This window comes from Pseudomonas sp. 008 (assembly GCF_016861935.1).
GTDB lineage: Bacteria > Pseudomonadota > Gammaproteobacteria > Pseudomonadales > Pseudomonadaceae > Aquipseudomonas.
On the sequence record NZ_BOMA01000015.1, the window covers coordinates 202975 to 222208 of the forward strand.

Below are 19234 nucleotides of genomic sequence, written 5' to 3' on the forward strand. Positions count from 1 at the left end.
GGCTTTATTAATCATGGAGCTAGCTTACTGAGGGGAAACTTCGGTTTTTGGTTTGCCGAAGTGCCACTCATAGACCACGAATTTGAAGTCTTTCAGGTCGCCCTTGCTGTCGAACGACAGATCACCGGTCGGGGTCTTGAAGGTGCCTTTGTGAATGGCTTCAGCCACCTTGGCGGTGTCTTCGCTCTTGGCTGCCTTGATACCTTCGGCAATCACTTCGACAGCCGAGTAGGCCGGGAACACGAACGGACCGCTAGGGTCCTGCTTCTTGTCGGCAAAGGCTTGTACCAGGGCTTTGTTGGCTGGGTCCTGGTCGAAGGATTTCGGCAGGGTGACCAACAGGCCTTCGGAAGCATTCTGGGCAATTTGCGAGATGGAGTCGTTGCCGACGCCTTCAGGCCCCATGAACTTGGCTTTCAGGCCTTTTTCCTGGGACTGACGCAGGATCAGGCCCAGCTCCGGGTGGTAGCCGCCGTAGTAGACGAAGTCGACGTTGGCTTGCTTGAGCTTCTGGATGATCGAGGAGAAGTCCTTGTCACCGGCGTTGAGGCCTTCGAACACGGCAACCTTGACGCCTTTCTTCTCAAGGGTCTGTTTCACGGCGGTGGCGATGCCTTCACCGTATTGCTGTTTGTCGTGCAGCACGGCAACGATTTTCGGTTTTACGTGATCGGCAATGTAGTTACCGGCGGCAGGGCCCTGGGCGCTGTCCAGGCCGATGGTGCGGAACACCAGCTTGTAACCACGGGTGGTGATGTCCGGGTTGGTGGCGGCCGGGGTGATCATGATCACGCCTTCGTCTTCGTAGATGTCCGAAGCTGGCTGGGTGGAGCTGGAGCACAGGTGGCCGACCACGAATTTCACACCATCGTTGACCACTTTGTTGGCGACGGCCACGGCTTGTTTAGGGTCGCACGCGTCGTCGTATTCCTTGGCTTCGAGCATCTTGCCGTCGACGCCGCCCTTCGCGTTGATCTGCTCGATGGCCATCTTGGCGCCGATGAACTGCATGTCGCCGTATTGAGTGACCGGGCCGGTTTTAGGGCCGGCGATGCCGATCTTGATGGTGTCGGCGGCGAACGAATGGCTGGCAACCCCGGCCAGAACCATAGCGGCAAACAGTTTTGAAATCTGCTTAGTAGCCTTAGTCATAGTGCTCCACTCTTACTGTTGTAGTTTTTATAGTCCTGGCGCCGTAGCAGCAGAACCGGGTCAGATATCGTCGATATCCTCCGGAAAATGCCCCCGGCAACTGTACCGGTACAGTGTAGAGCGCCGATTGTTAGCCTGGGAAGCTGGCGCCAGGGGGCAAAACCTGAGGGTGTCGCTTTGTTGAAAGAAAAAGACAGAATCGCGGCAGGATGTTAGCTGGCTAATACTTGAAGCAGCAGCATTCCCTGGCTTTCCCGGGTTTTTCAATCGGTAACGCAATTGCATCCGGGTTTTTCTGGCGCAACACCGACGTTATCATTCACATCGATTTCTTTTGCGGACAGCAACCCATGACTCAAGAACCTAGCACCCTCTATGCCAAGCTGCTTGGTGAAACCGCATCTATTACCTGGAAAGAGTTGGAGCCGTTCTTCGCCAAGGGTGCCCTATTGTGGGTCGACCCAGGCCTGGATTTGATTGCTGCGGCGGAGGCGGTGGCGACCGATGAAGGCGAGAAAGTCGCTGCCTGGCTGGCCGCCGACAAGGTCGCCAAGCTGTCTGAAACGCGGGCGCTGGATCTTTTCGAGCGTGATCCGGAGCTGTGGGCCGTGGTTGTTTCGCCGTGGATTATGATCCAGGAAAGGGCGAAGGCTTGAATGCTTGCACCGATTTGGTGCTTGGTTTTGTCGGGCAAAAGTGTGTAGCCGAGTAGCGTGATGGCACGTTGCCGTGGAGAAAGGCCACAGAAAGGCCGGTATAACGGTGACGTAAACGTAACGGGAACAGTTTATTGAGCAGCCGATGGGCTGCTCAATTGTTTCTGGGTGTTGTGATCATTCCCACGCTCTGCGTGGGAACGATCATCACAAGGCTGCGATCGTTAAAGGCTCGACCTCAATAAGCCGTCTTGCCCGTATGGTTATTCAGCGAAATAACCTTGGTCTTGCCAATCCGGTGACGGTATATCTCGCGCAGGTACTTGATCGCCTTCTTCACGCAATCGCGCGACAAACGAATGTCATTGATCGAGACGAACTTGTCCTTGTCGTTGATCAGCTCGCGGTACTTCTTCTCGTACATCGGTTTGATCGCGTACCAGTTGGTGTCGAGGATCTTCGCCGGGTTTTCGAATTCGTTGAGCAGGTCGTCGATCCGGTCTTCGTCGAAGTCTTCATGGATGATGAAGTCCAGGATCGAGTTATCCAGCGTTTCGTCGAAGCGATACGGATTTTTTGCGAAGCAACGCTTGATGAACGCCACGATCAGCGTCAGGAAGTCGTCCGACAGGCATGGGCTCTTGGCGATCAGGGTGGTCAGCGACAGGTTGGCCGAGGCGCCGATCACCAGTGCATAACGCTTGAGCGTGGTGTTGGGGAACAAGCTGTTGAGGTGAGTCTTCAACCGGTTCAGGTCCATGTAGGACAGTTTGTAGTCTTTGGGCAAGGACACGATCGACACCACCGACGAGCAATTCTTGAAGAAGTGCAGGTCGTGCAGCGCGGCCGCGTCATAGCCCGAATTCTTGTACTGCTCGAGCGAGGCGCGGTAGCGCTTGGACTCGATTGGCAACAGGCTGATGCCTTCAATCGCCTGGGTGACTTTGTTGAAGTGCGGGAGGTCGATGGAGCGGAAGAACAGGTCGTCGATGTTCAGGCGCTGCGGCTCTTTCTCGAACACCTTGAACTTGTCGCTGCTTGGCGGCGGCGTTTCCGGCACCACGGACTCGGCGTAGGCAATTGCCACCGGGCCGGCCAGGCTCATGAACAGGTCGTTGGCGTCCAGGCGAATGGTTTCGCCGATGTCGATGCCAGCGCGACGGAAATAGTTCTGGTCGTAGTCGGTGGTGACCGCCTGCGCCGTCAGAATGTTGAAGATCTGCTGTGAGATGTACTGGTTGGCGTGCTTTTCCATCGCGTTGACGTCGATGTTCTGGATGTTGCCGTCATCGCTTTCTTCGGCATAACGCATGATGTCGTTGGAGATCAGCATCATCGCGTTCCATGGGCGGATACGGCCCATGACGCTGGCTTCGCTGCTGTCCTCGTTGGCGAAGTTGTAGGAGAAGTCCCACTCTTCCGACAGGTATTTGCACAGCAGGCGACCGGCGTTGATGTGCAGCGCTTCGGACATTTCACTGCGGTGATCGGAAATGTTCGGCAGTACGCAGATGCCGCTGGTGAAGATCGGCTCGAAGACGAAGGAATGGCCGCTCTTGCCGTCGTGTTCGTCCATCGGCTTGGTGTCGAACGTCTTGTTCATGTACGAGTGCTGCTGGGCCAGGCCGAATTCCGAGGCCATGCCCGAACCGGTACCGCCGCCGGCACTGAAGATCGAGAAGTACAGGCGCGACTGGTTGGCCTTGATCCCGCAGCTGTCGATCAGGTACGAGTGAATCATCTTCCAGTCGGGGCTGGAGAAGCGCTGGGTGTCCTTGTTCAGGATGATCTTGGCCAGGTACTGGCCGAGGATCGGCGCGTTACCGGCGCCACCGGCGTGGACTTCCGACAAGTCCATGATTTTCATTTTGCTGTAGTCGCGCAAAAAGCCGCTTTTTTCGCCCTTGCGCGAGAAACGGATGCGACCGGCGATGTCCTTGTCCAGGTCGCCGAGCATCACCAGCGGTTCCACCAGGAATACCGGTTTGGTGGCCTTGTTCGGCCCCAGGCGCAGGTTGTTGCGAATCCACTGCGCCGGGCTGTAGCCCTTTTCGGCGTAGCGTTTATCCGGCGACAGACGGTCTTCGTTGTTGAATTCGTTGAGGTAGAACTTGCGGGCGTTGTACACCAGCTCCGCCACGTCCAGCGCGATGTTCGAACCGCAGCGGCCCAGGCCGATCAGGCACACCGAGGGGAATTCCTGGTCGTTGTGCTGTTCGTTGTCGCCTTCCAGATGGGGCGGGCGCGGGAACACCAGGTCGCGCAGGCCGTCGAGGTTGTCGAGGATGCGGTCGGTATTGGTTTCGGTGAAGTACAGGTATTGCTGAGTCGACAGCGGACGCGACGGGGGCAATGGCTTCGACGATGAGGGGCTGTTCGCCGCGGGGCTCAGGGTCAGGTCGGATACCGCGGTGGCCGGATTGTTTTTAGAAGTCATTGTGCGCCATATACCTGGACTGGTCGGCTCGGCGACAAGTGTCATCGAGTCATCACGGAATGGGATCTCGCGTCTTTTTTTAGCGCGAATGTGGCCCAAGCGTCAGGGCCTTGGCCTGAACATCGCTCGGGGGAATCCTTTCCTTAACCATGATGAATCGGCCAATATTCGATGATCTTTAATCAGAGAGAGGCTAAATGATGGCAACGTTGCCTGCGCTGGGGTTCGCCGGAATCGGCCTGATGGGTTTGCCGATGTGCCGACGCTTGTTGGCGGCCGGTTATCCGCTGACGGTGTGGAACCGCAACCCGGCCAAGTGTGCAGCGCTGGTCGAGGCCGGCGCGCGGCAAGTGGCGACACCGGCCGAGCTGTGTCAGCACGCCGACGCGGTGATGCTGTGCCTGGCCGATACCGCGGTGGTACGTGAGGTGGTGTTTGGCGCGGCTGGCGTTGCCGAGGGGGCGAAAAGCGGCCAGTTGCTGGTGGATTTTTCCAGCCTGGAGCCCACCGCAACGCGGGAAATGGCCACAGCACTGGCCAATAAAACCGGGATGGGTTGGCTCGATGCGCCAGTGTCCGGCGGGGTGGTCGGCGCCGAGGCCGGCAGTCTGGCGATTATGGTCGGTGGCGAGGCGGCAGACCTTGCGCGCGTGCGGCCGGTGTTGCTGACCCTTGGCCAGCGCGTGACCCACATGGGCGCGGTCGGTGCGGGGCAGGTGACCAAGGCCTGCAATCAGATGATCGTCGCCTGCAATGCCTTGGTCATTGCTGAAGTGGTGGCCCTGGCTGAGCGCTCCGGGGTCGATGCCAGCCTGATTGCCGAGGCGCTGGCCGGTGGTTTCGCCGATTCAAAACCGTTGCAGATTCTCGCGCCGCAAATGGCCGAAAGCCGTTTCGAGCCCGTGAAATGGCACGTACGCACGTTGCTCAAGGATCTCGATACCGCCGTGAAGTTTTCCCGCGAACAGGGTTCGGCCACGCCGATCAGCGGATTGGCCGCACAACTGATGCGCCTCCATGGGGGGCAGGGGTTCCTGGAAAAGGATCCCTCGACGTTAGTGCAGTTGTACCGTGAGCCAGATTCAACGGATTGACGGCATGCGTGTGCTGGTTGATTTCGGCCAGCACCGGCCGCAACTCAGCCAGCGGCACCGGATGGCTAAGCAGGTAGCCCTGGACAAAATCGCAGCCGTGGCGTTGGAGAAAGTCATATTGCTCGAGGGTCTCGACACCTTCGGTGACGACTTGCAAATGCAGGGTATGGGCCATGACGATAATGGCCTGGACGATTTCCATGTCCTGGGTGGCCATGGGAATGTCCTGAATGAACGAGCGGTCGATCTTCAGCGTGTTTAATGGCAGGCGCCTGAGGTAGGCCAGGGATGAATAGCCGGTGCCGAAGTCGTCGATCGACAACGAAACACCAAGGGCGCGAATCTGCCGCAGCAACACCAGGGTGTTGGAAATATTACCCATCAGGGCATTTTCGGTCACCTCCAGCTCCAGTCGCTGGGGCGTCACCCCGTAGACGTGCAGGGCGTGTTCGATTTCATCGGCCAACTCTTCTCGCGCCAGGTTCAGGGGCGAGCAATTCACTGCGATCTTGAGGTCGTCGCAATCGTGGCGGGACAGTTCGCCCAGGTCTTCGCAGGCTTTGCGCAATACCCAATTGTCCAGTTCAGCGATCAGGCCGTTGGCCTCGGCGATGGCGATGAACCGATCCGGTGTCAGCAATCCGTGAACCGGATGTTGCCAGCGGACCAGCGCTTCCAGTTTGGTGACTCGGCCGATTCTCAGGTCATAGATCGGCTGGTAATACAGCATCAACCCGGAGTCTTCGCGCAGGGCGTGACGCAGTTCTTCTTCGAGCTGCAACTCCAGGGTGGCGCGGGCTTTCAGGTTGGAACTGAAAAAGTGCAAGCTGTTGCGACCGCTACCCTTGGACTGATACAGCGCCAGGTCGGCGTGCTTCAGCAGTTCTTCGCAGGTCTTGCCGTCTTCCGGAAACAGACTGATACCGATGCTGGTGGTCATGACCATGCGCCGTCCGGACAGCTCGATGGGGTCCTTCATTTTCAGCATGATGCGCTGGGCCATATGCCGCGCTTCTTCACGGTCGTACAGGTTGATGAGGAGGCAGAATTCGTCGCCTCCGAAACGCGCCACCACGTCTTCGTGGCTGCGCACCGAGGCCTTGATATGACTGGCAAGGACTTTGAGCAATTCGTCGCCGGCGTCATGGCCAAGGCTGTCGTTGATCCGCTTGAAGTGGTCGATGTCGAGGAATATCACCGCGAGCATGCCGCCTTCGTTGGTTTTTTCGATGAGCTTCTCGGCGAAGAGCTGGTTGAAACCCCGGCGGTTGAGCAGGTTGGTCAAGGGGTCGTAATGCGCCACCTGTTGCAGCGACATGCGTGCCTGGTCCAGTTGACTGAGCAGGGCGTTGACCCGCTGCAGGTCGGACTCCTTGTGTTGCAGCTTCTTGTCCGCCAGAGCGGCACTGATGCTGCTGCCGATGATCAGCAGCGCCATCACGGCTACGGTCAGCCCCAATTGCAGGTGATTGTTGTCGCCGGGCAGCGGTTGAAGGCTGTCATCGGGCAGCACCAGGTTGAGCGATGCCATGCCGGTGAAATGCATGCTGACGATGCCGGCTCCGAGCACCAGGCTGGCGGTGTACTTGACCAGTAGATGATATGCACCGGTGTCATCGCGCAAGTGACTGGAAATCAACAGGGCAGCCAGGCTGGCACCGATGGCGATCACGACGGAGAGCACGAACAGGGCGGGTTGGTAATAGACCAGCGCATTCGATCGCAGTGCGGCCATGCCCACGTAGTGCATGGTCGCGATGCCCAGGCCGATCCACACCGCGGCCCGCAGGTATTGCCAGAAATTCAGTTGGGGATGGCTCAGGGTGTACATGGCCAGCCACGAGGCGGTCAGGGCGAACAACAGCGAGATCAGGGTGGTGGGCAGGTGGTAATGGATTTCGATCGGCACCTGGAACGCCAGCATGCTGATGAAGTGCATGGACCAGATACCGCCCGCCAGACACCCGGCGCCGACCCAGCGCCAGAGTCGTTGAGAGGCGGACTTTTCCACATGACCCACCCGCTCGGTCATGTCCAGCGTGGCGAAACCGGCCGTGCAGGCGACCAGATAGGCCAGCAACACCAGAAACGGGTTATGGGTGCAATTGAGTATGACCTGCCCGCTTTCCGGCAGCCCGGTCATGAAATGCAAACCAAGCCACTCCATAGCATGTCCCGTCTGTGAGTCATCTTGGCCTGCGTCATGCGCGCTGGCGAATGCTGGCAGTATAGAGGGCTTACATGGAGCGCAAGGGATGATAGCGCAATGATGTCAAATATTTTTCGAATGGCTTGATTGCGGTCGCTGCCAAGCCTTAGGCGATCTGCTCAAAAGGCGTTTCGAATTCAGGTTGCAGGGCGGGCAGCCCGAACGCGGCCCGTGCCGCATCGCAATCCACGTTCGCCTCGCCATTGGCCCAAGAGGCGTCGAACTCCCGACAAGTGCTGGAGCGCTGATCGTAGATCGAGCACTGCACGGTGCTGCCCACTTCGCCCACCAGACCGACACAGCGAACAGGTTTGCAGTCTGTGCCCAGCATGGCCACCCGGCTGGGGCTGATGGACGTGACCAGTTCGTCAGGCACCGTGCCCCCGGCCGAGGTGCATTCACCCCAGAAAAAAGACACGCGGAAATGAGAACAGCAGGCACCGCAATTCAGACACGGACTGGCTTCGGACATGGGCAATGATCAAAAGAGGAATGGGGGCAGGGTGGGCAGACAAGGCCGCTATTCTAGGCTTCGCCATGCCGTTGGGAAGGGGGGTACGGAGGTATTTTTCCAGCCTGCGACTGATGGTGAAAAACCTGACTCCCTGACAGCATTGATCCCACAAGTTATGTGTGGCGCCATGGGCTGATATCAGCCTTGCGAATAATGACAGACAGCCCTGACGGGCCTGACTAGATTGGAGGTTCCGGGGACAGTGACGGCCCCAACAACAATAAAAAGAGACGGACCCATGCAGAACTCGACCCAAGCGGCGAATGCCTGGCGCATTCTGTTCCTGTTGTTCCTGGCCAACCTGTTCAACTTCTTCGACCGCACCATTCCGGCGATCATCATCGAGCCGATCCGCATGGAGTGGCACCTCAGCGACTTTCAGCTGGGGATCATCGGCACCGCATTCACCATCGTTTACGCCATTGCCGGCCTGCCTCTGGGGCGATTGGCCGATACCGGTTCGCGCAGCAAACTGATGGGCTGGGGCCTGGCGGCGTGGAGCGGGCTGACCGCGGTCAACGGGTTGGTGGGCAGTTTCTGGAGTTTCCTGATCGTGCGGATGGGCATCGGCATCGGTGAAGCCAGTTACGCGCCGGCCGCCAACTCGTTGATCGGCGATTTGTTCCCGGCGCATCGTCGGGCACGGGCCATGGGCATTTTCATGCTCGGCTTGCCGCTGGGCCTGCTGCTGGCGTTCTTCACCATTGGTGCGATGGTCAAGGCGTTCGACAGCTGGCGAGCGCCATTCTTCATCGCCGCGGTGCCTGGGTTGATCCTGGCGGTCTTCATGTTCTTCATCAAAGAGCCGAAACGTGGCGCGGCGGAAAGTGTGCAAGTGTCTCAGGAGCGCGTGGACCGGCCGATCCGTCGAGTGCTGGCGGTGCCGACTTTTCTGTGGCTGGTGATGGCGGGGCTGTGCTTCAACTTCGCCACTTATGCCTGCAACTCGTTTCTGGTGCCGATGCTGCAGCGCTATTTCCTGATGCCGTTACAGGACGCGGCGGTGGCGACCGGGGTGATCGTCGGGGTGACCGGGTTGTTCGGCCTGACATTAGGCGGATGGATTGCCGACAAGATTCACCAGCGGGTGGCCAACGGGCGACTGCTGTTCGCCGCGTTCAGCCTGATCATTTCGACGTTGTGCACGGCTTGGGCGCTGCATGCCGGGCGGATCGAGATCGGGGTATTTGTCGCGGTATTCAGCCTGGGGTGGCTGTTCGCCTACAACTTCTACACCTGCGTGTACACGGCGATTCAGGATGTGGTCGAACCACGCCTGCGGGCGACGGCGATGGCGTTGTTCTTTGCCGGGTTGTATCTGTTGGGCGGTGGTTTGGGGCCGGTGGTGGTGGGCGGTCTGTCCGATCACTTCGCCCATACCGCGATGCTCTCGGCGGGTGCCGAGCAGATGACCGAGGCGTTCAAGGCTGTCGGCCTGCATGACGCGATGTACCTGATCCCGGTGGCGCTGTTTTTCACCATGGTGTTTCTGTTTTTGGCATCGCGGTGTTTTGTGCGGGATGCGAAGCGGATGAAAGAAGGGTTGGTGGCGGTGGTTGAGCCTGCAGGCTCTGCGGTGACTGCCTGATCGCCCACAGGGACTTATGTCGTTCATATAACCTGTGGGAGCGGGCTTGCCCGCGATGAGGCCATCAACAACACCAAAACAATCCAGCAGACAAAAAAAGGCCCGCATCGCTGCGGGCCTTTTTTATAGCGGTGGAGTAGGGGGATTAACCCGCTACCAACACCCGAATCGCTTCCAGTCGCAATGCCGCTTTGTCGAGCATGGCCAGGCCTTGCTCGCGCTGCTTGCGCAGGGCAACCAGTTCGCTGTCGCGCACGGTCGGGTTGACCGCTTGCAAGGCGGTCAGGCGCGCCAGTTCTTCGTCGGTATCGGCCGCCAGGCGACGTTGTGCCTCGGCCACGCGCTCGGCGTGACGCGGGGTGATCTTCTCTTCGCCGGCGTTGATCCTTGGCGTCAGCTGGTCGCGCTGGGCCTGGATGAACTTGTTGGCGCTGGCGCGGGGCACGCTTTCCAGTTGATCGTTCAGGGTTTCGAACGACACCCGGGCCGACAGGTCATTGCCATTGGCGTCGAGCAGGCAGCGCAGGGCGGCCGGCGGCAGGTAACGACCCAGTTGCAGCGAACGCGGGGCAACCACTTCGCTGACGTAGAGCAGTTCCAGCAACACGGTGCCCGGCTTCAGTGCCTTGTTCTTGATCAGCGCCACGGCGGTGTTGCCCATCGAGCCGGACAGCACCAGGTCCATGCCACCCTGAACCATCGGGTGTTCCCAGGTGATGAACTGCATGTCTTCGCGAGACAGCGCCTGGTTGCGGTCGTAGGTGATGGTCACGCCTTCGTCGTCGCCCAGCGGGAAGCTGGCGTCGAGCATTTTTTCGCTGGGCTTGAGGATCAGCGCGTTTTCCGAATGGTCTTCGCTGTCGATGCCGAAGGCGTCGAACAGGGTTTCCATGTAGATCGGCAGGGCGAACTGATCGTCCTGTTCGAGAATCGCTTCGACCAGCGCATCACCTTCACCCGCGCCGCCGGAGTTGAGCTCCAGCAAGCGGTCGCGACCGGTGTGCAGTTCGTCTTCCAGACGCTCACGCTCGGCGCGGGCCTCGTCGATCAGCGCTTTCCACTCGCCATCGTCGGTCTCTTCCAGCAGCGGCAGCAGGCGCGGGCCGAACTGATGCTGCAAGGCGTTGCCGGTCGGGCAGGTGTTGAGGAAGGCGTTCAGCGCTTCGTGGTACCACTGGAACAGCCGCTCTTGCGGGCTGGTTTCCAGGTACGGCACGTGCAGTTCGATGACGTGCTTCTGGCCGATCCGGTCGAGACGACCGATACGCTGCTCCAGCAGGTCCGGGTGCGACGGCAGGTCGAACAGCACCAGATGGTGCGAGAATTGGAAGTTACGACCTTCACTGCCGATTTCCGAGCAGATCAGCACCTGGGCGCCGAATTCTTCGTCGGCGAAGTAGGCGGCGGCGCGGTCACGCTCAAGGATGTTCATGCCTTCGTGGAACACCGTGGCCGGAATGCCGGAACGCACGCGCAGGGCGTCTTCCAGGTCCATGGCGGTTTCGGCGTGGGCACAGATCACCAGCACTTTGGTGCGCTTGAGCATTTTCAGGGTGTCGATCAGCCACTCGACGCGCGGGTCGAATTTCCACCAGCGTTCTTCTTCGTTGGCGTCCGGCTGGGACTGGAAGCTGACTTCCGGGTACAGCTCGATGTGATCGCCCAACGGCAGTTCGAGGTATTCGGCCGGGCACGGCAGCGGGTACGGGTGCAGTTTGCGCTCCGGGAAACCCTGCACGGCGGCGCGGGTATTACGGAACAGCACGCGGCCAGTGCCATGGCGGTCCAGCAGTTCGCGGACCAGACGGGCGCTGGCGTCGGTATCGCCATCGTTGACTGCACTCAGCAGGGCTTCGCCTTCGTTGCCGAGGAAGCCGTGAATGGTCTTGTGCGCTTCAGGCGACAGGCGCCCTTTGTCCAGCAACTCCTGAACGGCTTCGGCCACCGGGCGATAGTTTTCGCTCTCGGCGCGGAAGGCATGCAGGTCATGGAAACGGTTCGGGTCGAGCAGGCGCAGACGGGCGAAGTGGCTGTCCTGGCCCAGTTGTTCCGGGGTTGCGGTCAGCAGCAATACGCCCGGGATCGTTTCAGCAAGCTGCTCCACCAGGGAGTACTCAGGGCTGACCTGGTCTTCGTGCCACACCAGGTGGTGCGCTTCGTCGACCACCATCAAATCCCAGCCGGCGGCGAACAGCGCGTCCTGGGCCTTCTCGTCTTCCACCAGCCATTCGAGCGCCACCAGGGCGAGCTGGGTGTCTTCGAACGGGTTGGTGGCATCGCTTTCGATGAAGCGTTCTTCATCGAACAGCGCAACTTGCAGGTTGAAGCGGCGGCGCATCTCCACCAGCCACTGGTGCTGGAGGTTTTCCGGCACCAGGATCAGCACGCGGTTGGCGCGGCCCGAGAGCAGTTGGCGATGGATCACCAGACCGGCTTCGATGGTCTTGCCCAGGCCCACTTCGTCGGCCAGCAGAACCCGCGGCGCAATGCGGTCGGCGACTTCACGGGCGATGTGCAACTGGTGCGCGATCGGTTGCGCGCGCACGCCACCCAGGCCCCAGAGCGATGACTGCAACTGGCGGCTGGTGTGTTCCAGGGTGTGGTAACGCAGGGAGAACCAGGCCAGCGGGTCGATCTGGCCAGCGAACAGACGGTCGCTCGCCAGTCGGAACTGAATGAAGTTCGACAGCTGGGTTTCCGGCAGGGTGACCACTTCGTTCTGCCCATTGAGGCCGCGGTAGACCAGCAGGCCGTCGATGTCGTCGACTTCCTGTACGGTCAGTTTCCAGCCTTCGAAGTGAGTGATCGAGTCACCCGGCGAAAACCGCACGCGGGTGAGGGGCGCATTCCGTAGCGCGTACTGGCGAGTGTCGCCAGTGGCCGGGTAGAGCACGGTCAACAAGCGGCCGTCCTGTGCCAGAACGGTGCCTAAACCCAGCTCGGCTTCGCTGTCACTGATCCAGCGTTGCCCCGGTTGATACTGCTGCGCCATGCTGCCTGACTCCCACCTTGAAAAAGCGGGCTATCTTAACGGAATCAGGCCCCAGACCAAAGGTTTACGTGCGCAGGAGCTGCCGAAGGCTGCGATCTTTCGATCTTCGGGAACGCTTGAGTTCTACGTTGTCCGATGGAAGATCGTGCCAAGCGGATCACAAGTTTGCGACCAATGGCTCAAGTCGCCATCCCCGCAGCCGACAGACTTCTGACAGGAGACTAATAATATGCTGCCACCGATGCTCCCCTTGAGCGCCGTGCCGATCACTTCACAGCAGGATCCGATCCGCCAGCGTCCGGATATTCCCCCCGTGGTGCCGGTGCAGGAAAGCTCCAATGAAAGCACTATCGACCTGCAAAAGCGCGACCCGGAAGAGGCGGGCCTGCAGCTGCGCGAGGAACAGCGTCGGCAGCAGGAGCGGGAGCGACGCCGTCGCGAGGCCGATGAGGATCCTGAAGAGCATCTGGCGATCCCCGGCAATGAGCTCAATGCCGACAATACCGTGCCGGTGGTGCCGTTGATGGAGAATCAGCCACGTCAGGGGTTGTGGGTCGATATTGAGATCTGAAGTGTCGGAGACTGGTCAGCGCCCGCGCCAGACCGCATTATTGGCGCAATCCTGTCGCCTTTAGCCGGCAGCTGAATTCATTTCCAAGCGATGCACTGAACGCCATGAGCCAAGATGACAAGCTGATCGACCTCAATTCTGAACGTGCCAAACGGGTTCATGACCTTAATGAAAAACGCCTGAACGAAGTGCGCCAGGCATTTGAGCAGGCCATGCCGTTGGGTAAAGCGAAGAAAAAGCCGAAGAACAAACCGAAAAAGCGTTGAAACACCCTGCATCTGTTGATGCAGGTCAGTTATTTCCCTTCCTTTACGCCCCGTCGCGGGCGGCATTGATCCCGGTCAATTTTCTCTCCTGCCCGATTGGTTAACTTAGCCCCATCGCAACAGGGCAAGTCCAGGAGGCCAGTCATGTTTTTCGATAACGTGGTGATCGCCGGAGTGCTGACAGTCGGCCTCATGGTTCTGTTTTTTGCAGGGTTTGGATTTTTTATCTGGAAGGATTCGCATAAGCGGAGAAAACCGTAGGTCTTTCTGGAGCAATGAGCACGCAAGGCATTTTGGGCGACTTCGGTCGCCCTTTTTTTTGTGCGATCGAAAGGGACGCGGAGCGTCCCGGGCTGCATTCCTTTGCTGCGCGTGGGAACGATCTAATACCGAAATGTGGGCAATAAAAAAGGCGCGAACCTCACGGAACGCGCCTTTTTCAGTAGCGGTGTATCAGCTACCCAGTGCCTTGGAGGCCAGCCAGAACAGGCCGGCCGACAGGCCTACGGTGGCTGGCAGGGTCAGGACCCAGGCCAGCAGGATGGTTTTGACGGTGCCGCCTTGCAGGCCGCTTTTGTTCGCGACCATGGTACCGGCCACGCCTGAGGACAGGACGTGGGTAGTGGAGACGGGCAGGCTGAAGATGTTGGCCAGGCCGATCATGCTCGCGGTGGTGATCTGCGCCGACATGCCTTGGGCATAGGTCATGCCTTGCTTGCCGATTTTCTCGCCGATGGTCAGTACCACGCGCTTCCAGCCGACCATGGTACCCAGGCCGAGGGCCAGTGCGACCGCCAGAATCACCCAGAACGGGGCGTATTCAGTGGTGGTGGTCAGGTCCTTGCGCAGTTTGTCCAAGTCAGCCTTTTCACGGGCAGCGAGGCCAGGCAGCTTGCTGACTTTCTTCGCCGTGTCGTCCAGGCAGAGCAGGTAACGACGCACTTCGATGCGGCTTTCCGCCGGCAGCGAGTGGTAGTCGGCTACACCCTTGAGGGTGTCGAGCAGGGCGGCGATGGTCGGTTCGGTCTGTTGCGGGTTGCAACGGAATTTCTCCGGCAGATCACCTTCCACGCTTTTGCCCAGGGCCAGGAATTCACCCAGCGTATCGGCATTGCGCTTGTAGAACTGGCTCAGGTGCAGGGTTGCATCGCGCGTCCGTTCGATCTGGTAGGTGGTGCTGCCCAGGTCGAGTACGAATTGCGCCGGGACGATACCGATCAGCACCAGCATGATCAGGCCGATACCTTTCTGGCCATCGTTCGAACCGTGCACGAAGCTGACCGCCATCGCCGAAATCACCAGTACCAGACGGTTCCAGAACGGTGGGTGTTTCTTGTCGTCGATCTTGCGGCGCTGTTCCGGTGTCTTGTGCATCTTGGACAGCGGACGCCACCATTTAAGGCCGATCAACACCAGGGCGGCAACGAGGAAGCCGGCCATAGGCGAGAACACCAGGGACGCGCCGATGTCGATCGCTTTCTGCCAGTTCACGCCGTCGGCCAACGGAATGTCGTTGATCAGGGCGTTGGCCAGGCCGACACCGAGGATCGAACCGATAAGCGTATGGGAACTGGAGGCCGGGATACCGAAGTACCAGGTGCCCAGGTTCCAGGTGATGGCGGCGGCGAGTAACGAGAACACCATGGCCAGCCCGTGACCGGTGTTCACATTGATCAGCAGTTCTACCGGCAGCAGATGGACGATGGCATACGCCACCCCCACACCGCCCAGCAGCACGCCGAGGAAGTTGAACACACCGGAAAAGAACACCGCCAGATGAGGCGGCATGGCTTTGGTGTAGATAACAGTGGCCACCGCGTTTGCGGTGTCATGAAAGCCGTTGATGAACTCGAAGGCGAGGACAAAGGCCAGGGCGAGCAAGAGGCTCACAAGCACCCAAGCATCCAGTCCGCTGAATAAATCGATCATGAAGGTTTTCTGACCCGTTCGTAAGGGGGCGCGATTATGCCAGAAAAGACTGATAATCGATGCACTTGCTGCTCATCGGTTACATTCTTCAATGAATTAGTGGGTGGCAATCCCCTGAATCCCAGGTTTTTTCAGGGGCCTACAAGTCATTGAATTCGCTTGGAAAGGCAGCAGCCACAAGGGTTTCTCTCGTTGGGACGAGAGGCTTGAACGCTTGTGTGAAATATCTGAGAAGAAGGTCAGGCAAGAGCCGTTTGCCTCATCGAATGGATGAGGAAGCCGCTGCCCGCTTGTAGCGGGCGCGAAAAGCACCATCGATACAACCCGCTTTTAACGGGCGCAGATGCAGGCTCTTGAAAGGATTCAAGTCGAGGCGGTCATGGCTCTTCGGCTTTGAGTTCCTTTTCCATCTTCTGCAATTCCTGGGTGAAGGCCTGATCCTGAACGGTGGCGCGTTTACGCCAGGGTTTGCGTTCGGGTTCGGGCTGAGCGGCGTAGGTGGTGACTTCCCCGCCGTAAACTTCCTTGTAACGTTGTTCCTGGCGCTCAAGTTCCGCGCGCAGTTCGTCTTTCGTCACAGTGCTACCTGATTGAGTTGAGATTAATTCTGGTGAAACGCGCTGCATCGATCTATTGACCATGCTCGTCGAAAGGACAATGCCTGATACGACATCGTTCCCACGGCACAATCAATACTTCAATGTTGCAGGCGGCCACGGCACCAGAGCAAAACAGCTGACGCAGCATCAGTCTCCTGTTTCAGCGAGCGCGTTGGCGGAACATATTAAATGAGCGTCAAGCGCTTGCTGCGGACAGCGGCGATGGATATCGCGCTGCCGGCGGGCGGAATCGGTACAAAAAAACCGGTCGCCTCTGAAATGCATTATAGCGGTCGATTCGAAGAACACTATCTCTTGGCAGTTAAAAGTAGTTCCTCATGTGTGATTGTTTTGTTGCTCGCAACTTGCCGGTAACTACGGTGGACTGATGCCAGTTGCAGTGGTGACTTTCTGGCGCCATTAAGCCGGACAAATTATTACATCGTTCTCCTTTAAACCAGTGACCGAAAATAACAACCGTATTGTGGGTGAGTGAAAGCAGGATGGCTGAATGTACGCAGCACGATTGCGATTATCGGCCTGCGGTTCGATAATCGCCCAATCCTGGCAGCCGCTGGCTTGTGTGTCAGACCGGGGCCGCTTGTAATAGTCGCTGATCCGTATGGGGAACCTGATATGAACGATCAAATGCGCAATTCCTTCGCTTCAGTGGCGCCGCCGATCGTCGCCTCGCCCGCCAAGCGAATCCAGGCCCTGACCGGTGACCCGGATTTCATGACTTCCCTGGCCCGTGGCCTGGCGGTGGTGCAAGCGTTCCAGGAGCGCAAGCGGCACCTGACCATTGCACAGATCAGCCACCGCACGGAAATACCCCGCGCCGCTGTGCGACGTTGCCTGCATACGCTGATCAAGCTCGGCTACGCCACCACCGACGGGCGCACCTATTCGCTGCTGCCCAAAGTCTTGACCCTGGGCCATGCCTATCTGTCGTCGACTCCACTGGCGGTGTCTGCCCAGCCGTACCTGGACCGCATGAGCGAGCAACTGCACGAGGCCTGCAACATGGCCACGCTGGAGGGCGATGACATTTTGTACATCGCGCGCTCGGCGACTACCCAACGGCTGATTTCCGTCGACCTCTCGGTGGGTGGGCGCTTGCCGGCCTATTGCACCTCCATGGGCCGGATTCTGCTCGCCGCGCTGGACGACACGTCGCTGCGCGAATACCTCGACCATGCAGACTTGCAAGCCAAGACCAGTCGCACCCTGCACACCCCCGAGGCCTTGCTCGAATGCTTGCAAGAAGTACGGCGACAAGGCTGGTGCATCGTCGATCAGGAACTGGAGCAAGGCCTGCGCTCGATTGCCGTGCCGGTGTATGACGCTTCTGGCCAGGTAGTGGCGGCGCTGAACGTCAGCACCCATGCCGGCCGGGTCAGCCGCAGCGAGCTGGAGCAACGTTTCCTGCCAGGTTTGTTGAGTGCCAGCCGCGACCTTAGCGCGCAGCTCTTCGCCTAAGCTGTTCGATAAACGCACAGAGTCGCGTTTATCGAATTGACGCTGTTTCTCTCGGATCATTAATGTCGCGGCAGCGTCATCCGGCGCTGCTGGCCCTCAGCCGGTTGCCGGACGACGACCCAATAATAATGAGAAGAGGCATCGTCATGTGCACGTTTCCCCACTGTCGCTGTTCCCACCGCCCTAACTGCCGAAACCGGATCGTCTGATCCCGACCTTCTTTTCTTGTGACGGCGTCAGCCTCGGCTGGCACTTGTTCGACTGCGTTCTTTGCGTGGAATAAAAATAATGAACCAGCCTCAGTCTGCTGTAGGGAACTGCCTCGACGTGCAGTCCTTCATCAACGCTCAACCCATTTCGCGCTACCAATGGCGGGTGGTGATCCTGTGTTTCCTGATTGTCTTCCTCGATGGCCTCGACACCGCGGCCATGGGGTTTATCGCGCCGGCATTGTCCCAGGACTGGGGCATCGATCGCGCCAGCCTCGGCCCGGTGATGAGTGCGGCACTGATCGGCATGGTCTTTGGCGCCTTGGGTTCCGGGCCGTTGGCTGACCGCTTCGGGCGAAAAGTCGTACTGGTAGGCGCGGTGTTGTTGTTCGGTGCGTTCAGCCTGGCATCGGCTTACAGCACCAATGTCGATCAACTGCTGGTGCTGCGTTTCCTCACCGGCCTGGGCCTGGGCGCCGGCATGCCGAACGCGACCACGCTGCTGTCCGAATACACCCCGGAACGCAAGAAGTCGCTGCTGGTGACCAGCATGTTCTGCGGCTTCAACCTCGGCATGGCCGGGGGCGGTTTCATCTCGGCCAAACTGATCCCGGCCTTCGGCTGGCACAGCCTGTTGATGATCGGCGGGATTCTGCCGCTGATACTCACCGTCGTTTTGCTGTTGTGGTTGCCTGAATCGGCGCGCTATCTGGTGGTGCGCAATCGCGGTACCGACAAAGTGCGCAAGGCTCTGGCACCGATCGACCCAGCGCTGGTGGCCCAGGCTTCGAGCTTCAGCGTGCCGGAACAGAAAACCGTGAAGGCACGCAATGTGTTCGCGGTGATCTTCTCCGGCACTTACAGCACCGGCACATTGTTGCTGTGGCTGACGTACTTCATGGGGCTGGTGATTGTTTATCTGCTGACCAGTTGGTTGCCGACGCTGATGCGTGACAGCGGCGCGAGCATGGAGCAGGCCGCATTCATTGGTGCGCTGTTCCAGCTGGGTGGGGTGTTGAGCGCAGTGGGCGTAGGTTGGGCGATGGACCGGTTCAATCCGCACAAGGTCATCGGCACTTTCTACCTATTGGCCGGGGTGTTTGCCTACGCGGTAGGGCAGAGCCTGGGCAACATCGCCGTGCTGGCGACCCTGGTGCTGGTGGCCGGGATGTGTGTCAACGGCGCGCAATCGGCAATGCCGTCGCTGGCGGCGCGTTTTTACCCGACGCAAGGGCGGGCGACCGGTGTGTCGTGGATGCTTGGGATTGGCCGCTTCGGCGCGATCCTCGGGGCGTGGATGGGCGCGACGTTGCTGGGCCTGGGCTGGAACTTCGAGCAGGTGCTGACGGCGCTGGTGATTCCGGCCGCGTTGGCGACCACGGCGGTGGTGATCAAGGGCATGGTCAGCCATGCGGATGCGACCTGAGGGCGATTTCCGAGATTGTTCGATCGTTCCCACGCTCTGCGTGGGAACGCCTCAATGGACGCTCTGCGTCCGCTTTTGGGGCGCGGAGCGTCCCTGGCTGCATTCCCACGCAG

General features: G+C 59.4%; 16 protein-coding genes. 9 read left to right on the forward strand and 7 right to left on the reverse strand.

Annotated features, from left to right (window positions below; genetic code table 11):
- Positions 1-24: 24 nt before the first annotated feature.
- Positions 25-1152: a branched-chain amino acid ABC transporter substrate-binding protein gene (locus tag JUI81_RS26435; protein ID WP_019580926.1), complete on the reverse strand. Its 1128-nt coding sequence runs from the start codon at positions 1150-1152 to the stop codon at positions 25-27.
- A 350-nt stretch (positions 1153-1502) separates the two neighbouring features.
- On the opposite strand from JUI81_RS26435, the gene JUI81_RS26440 reads away from it, so the two are divergent.
- Complete coding sequence (locus JUI81_RS26440) at positions 1503-1808, forward strand: DUF2288 domain-containing protein (RefSeq protein ID WP_026286481.1); 306 nt, start codon at positions 1503-1505, stop codon at positions 1806-1808.
- Between the two features lie 238 nt (positions 1809-2046).
- On the opposite strand, the gene JUI81_RS26445 is transcribed toward JUI81_RS26440, so the two are convergent.
- On the reverse strand, positions 2047-4245 hold the full coding sequence (locus JUI81_RS26445) for a hypothetical protein (RefSeq protein ID WP_019580924.1): 2199 nt from the start codon (positions 4243-4245) through the stop codon (positions 2047-2049).
- Between the two features lie 197 nt (positions 4246-4442).
- On the opposite strand from JUI81_RS26445, the gene JUI81_RS26450 reads away from it, so the two are divergent.
- Entirely contained in the window at positions 4443-5339 is an 897-nt protein-coding gene (locus JUI81_RS26450; RefSeq protein ID WP_172901171.1) for an NAD(P)-dependent oxidoreductase, read from the forward strand.
- Here the strand turns inward: JUI81_RS26450 and JUI81_RS26455 are convergent.
- Both JUI81_RS26455 and JUI81_RS26460 read right to left on the reverse strand, forming a co-directional pair.
- On the reverse strand, positions 5230-7506 hold the full coding sequence (locus JUI81_RS26455) for a bifunctional diguanylate cyclase/phosphodiesterase (protein ID WP_204125341.1): 2277 nt from the start codon (positions 7504-7506) through the stop codon (positions 5230-5232). The two genes, JUI81_RS26450 and JUI81_RS26455, sit on opposite strands and share 110 nt — an antisense overlap.
- Before the next feature lie 148 nt (positions 7507-7654).
- The gene (locus JUI81_RS26460) at positions 7655-8020 is read right to left on the reverse strand and encodes a YkgJ family cysteine cluster protein (protein WP_018926887.1); all 366 of its coding nucleotides are present in this window, start codon (positions 8018-8020) and stop codon (positions 7655-7657) included.
- Positions 8021-8282: 262 nt separating this feature from the next.
- Here JUI81_RS26460 and JUI81_RS26465 point away from each other — a divergent pair, with 262 nt between their 5' ends.
- On the forward strand, positions 8283-9650 hold the full coding sequence (locus tag JUI81_RS26465) for an MFS transporter (RefSeq protein ID WP_269210591.1): 1368 nt from the start codon (positions 8283-8285) through the stop codon (positions 9648-9650).
- 145 nt (positions 9651-9795) lie between these two features.
- On the opposite strand, the gene rapA is transcribed toward JUI81_RS26465, so the two are convergent.
- The gene (gene rapA, locus JUI81_RS26470) at positions 9796-12642 is read right to left on the reverse strand and encodes an RNA polymerase-associated protein RapA (protein WP_204125342.1); all 2847 of its coding nucleotides are present in this window, start codon (positions 12640-12642) and stop codon (positions 9796-9798) included.
- A 229-nt stretch (positions 12643-12871) separates the two neighbouring features.
- Here rapA and JUI81_RS26475 point away from each other — a divergent pair, with 229 nt between their 5' ends.
- The 3 genes from JUI81_RS26475 (at position 12872) to ccoM (ending at position 13740) form a co-directional block, all read left to right on the forward strand.
- Complete coding sequence (locus JUI81_RS26475) at positions 12872-13213, forward strand: hypothetical protein (RefSeq protein WP_019580919.1); 342 nt, start codon at positions 12872-12874, stop codon at positions 13211-13213.
- A gap of 104 nt (positions 13214-13317) precedes the next feature.
- On the forward strand, positions 13318-13479 hold the full coding sequence (locus JUI81_RS26480; RefSeq protein WP_007935839.1) for a hypothetical protein: 162 nt from the start codon (positions 13318-13320) through the stop codon (positions 13477-13479).
- A gap of 144 nt (positions 13480-13623) precedes the next feature.
- On the forward strand, positions 13624-13740 hold the full coding sequence (ccoM, locus tag JUI81_RS32060) for a cytochrome c oxidase subunit CcoM (protein ID WP_018926882.1): 117 nt from the start codon (positions 13624-13626) through the stop codon (positions 13738-13740).
- Between the two features lie 192 nt (positions 13741-13932).
- Here the strand turns inward: ccoM and JUI81_RS26485 are convergent, their stop codons facing one another.
- Both JUI81_RS26485 and JUI81_RS26490 read right to left on the reverse strand, forming a co-directional pair.
- Positions 13933-15408, reverse strand: coding sequence for an inorganic phosphate transporter (locus JUI81_RS26485; RefSeq protein WP_019580918.1), 1476 nt, complete (start codon positions 15406-15408; stop codon positions 13933-13935).
- A 377-nt stretch (positions 15409-15785) separates the two neighbouring features.
- Complete coding sequence (locus JUI81_RS26490; protein ID WP_007935837.1) at positions 15786-15986, reverse strand: hypothetical protein; 201 nt, start codon at positions 15984-15986, stop codon at positions 15786-15788.
- Positions 15987-16196: 210 nt separating this feature from the next.
- Here JUI81_RS26490 and JUI81_RS26495 point away from each other — a divergent pair, with 210 nt between their 5' ends.
- The 3 genes from JUI81_RS26495 to JUI81_RS26505 all read left to right on the forward strand — a co-directional run bounded on the left by JUI81_RS26495 (position 16197) and on the right by JUI81_RS26505 (position 19121).
- Complete coding sequence (locus tag JUI81_RS26495; RefSeq protein ID WP_138866217.1) at positions 16197-16382, forward strand: hypothetical protein; 186 nt, start codon at positions 16197-16199, stop codon at positions 16380-16382.
- A gap of 261 nt (positions 16383-16643) precedes the next feature.
- Positions 16644-17486, forward strand: a complete 843-nt coding sequence (gene pcaR, locus JUI81_RS26500; protein WP_007935836.1) for a pca regulon transcriptional regulator PcaR — start codon at positions 16644-16646, stop codon at positions 17484-17486.
- 288 nt (positions 17487-17774) lie between these two features.
- Positions 17775-19121, forward strand: a complete 1347-nt coding sequence (locus tag JUI81_RS26505) for an MFS transporter (protein WP_018926878.1) — start codon at positions 17775-17777, stop codon at positions 19119-19121.
- Positions 19122-19234 lie beyond the last annotated feature (113 nt).

What these genes read in the sequence shown, in the direction of transcription:
- JUI81_RS26435 (WP_019580926.1), bottom strand. Translation starts at nt 1,152, where the DNA reads ATGACTAAGGCTACTAAGCAGATTTCAAAACTGTTTGCCGCTATGGTT.
- JUI81_RS26440 (WP_026286481.1), top strand. Translation starts at nt 1,503, where the DNA reads ATGACTCAAGAACCTAGCACCCTCTATGCCAAGCTGCTTGGTGAAACC.
- JUI81_RS26445 (WP_019580924.1), bottom strand. Translation starts at nt 4,245, where the DNA reads ATGACTTCTAAAAACAATCCGGCCACCGCGGTATCCGACCTGACCCTG.
- JUI81_RS26450 (WP_172901171.1), top strand. Translation starts at nt 4,443, where the DNA reads ATGATGGCAACGTTGCCTGCGCTGGGGTTCGCCGGAATCGGCCTGATG.
- JUI81_RS26455 (WP_204125341.1), bottom strand. Translation starts at nt 7,506, where the DNA reads ATGGAGTGGCTTGGTTTGCATTTCATGACCGGGCTGCCGGAAAGCGGG.
- JUI81_RS26460 (WP_018926887.1), bottom strand. Translation starts at nt 8,020, where the DNA reads ATGTCCGAAGCCAGTCCGTGTCTGAATTGCGGTGCCTGCTGTTCTCAT.
- rapA (WP_204125342.1), bottom strand. Translation starts at nt 12,642, where the DNA reads ATGGCGCAGCAGTATCAACCGGGGCAACGCTGGATCAGTGACAGCGAA.
- JUI81_RS26475 (WP_019580919.1), top strand. Translation starts at nt 12,872, where the DNA reads ATGCTGCCACCGATGCTCCCCTTGAGCGCCGTGCCGATCACTTCACAG.
- JUI81_RS26480 (WP_007935839.1), top strand. Translation starts at nt 13,318, where the DNA reads ATGAGCCAAGATGACAAGCTGATCGACCTCAATTCTGAACGTGCCAAA.
- ccoM (WP_018926882.1), top strand. Translation starts at nt 13,624, where the DNA reads ATGTTTTTCGATAACGTGGTGATCGCCGGAGTGCTGACAGTCGGCCTC.
- JUI81_RS26485 (WP_019580918.1), bottom strand. Translation starts at nt 15,408, where the DNA reads ATGATCGATTTATTCAGCGGACTGGATGCTTGGGTGCTTGTGAGCCTC.
- JUI81_RS26495 (WP_138866217.1), top strand. Translation starts at nt 16,197, where the DNA reads ATGAGCGTCAAGCGCTTGCTGCGGACAGCGGCGATGGATATCGCGCTG.
- pcaR (WP_007935836.1), top strand. Translation starts at nt 16,644, where the DNA reads ATGAACGATCAAATGCGCAATTCCTTCGCTTCAGTGGCGCCGCCGATC.
- JUI81_RS26505 (WP_018926878.1), top strand. Translation starts at nt 17,775, where the DNA reads ATGAACCAGCCTCAGTCTGCTGTAGGGAACTGCCTCGACGTGCAGTCC.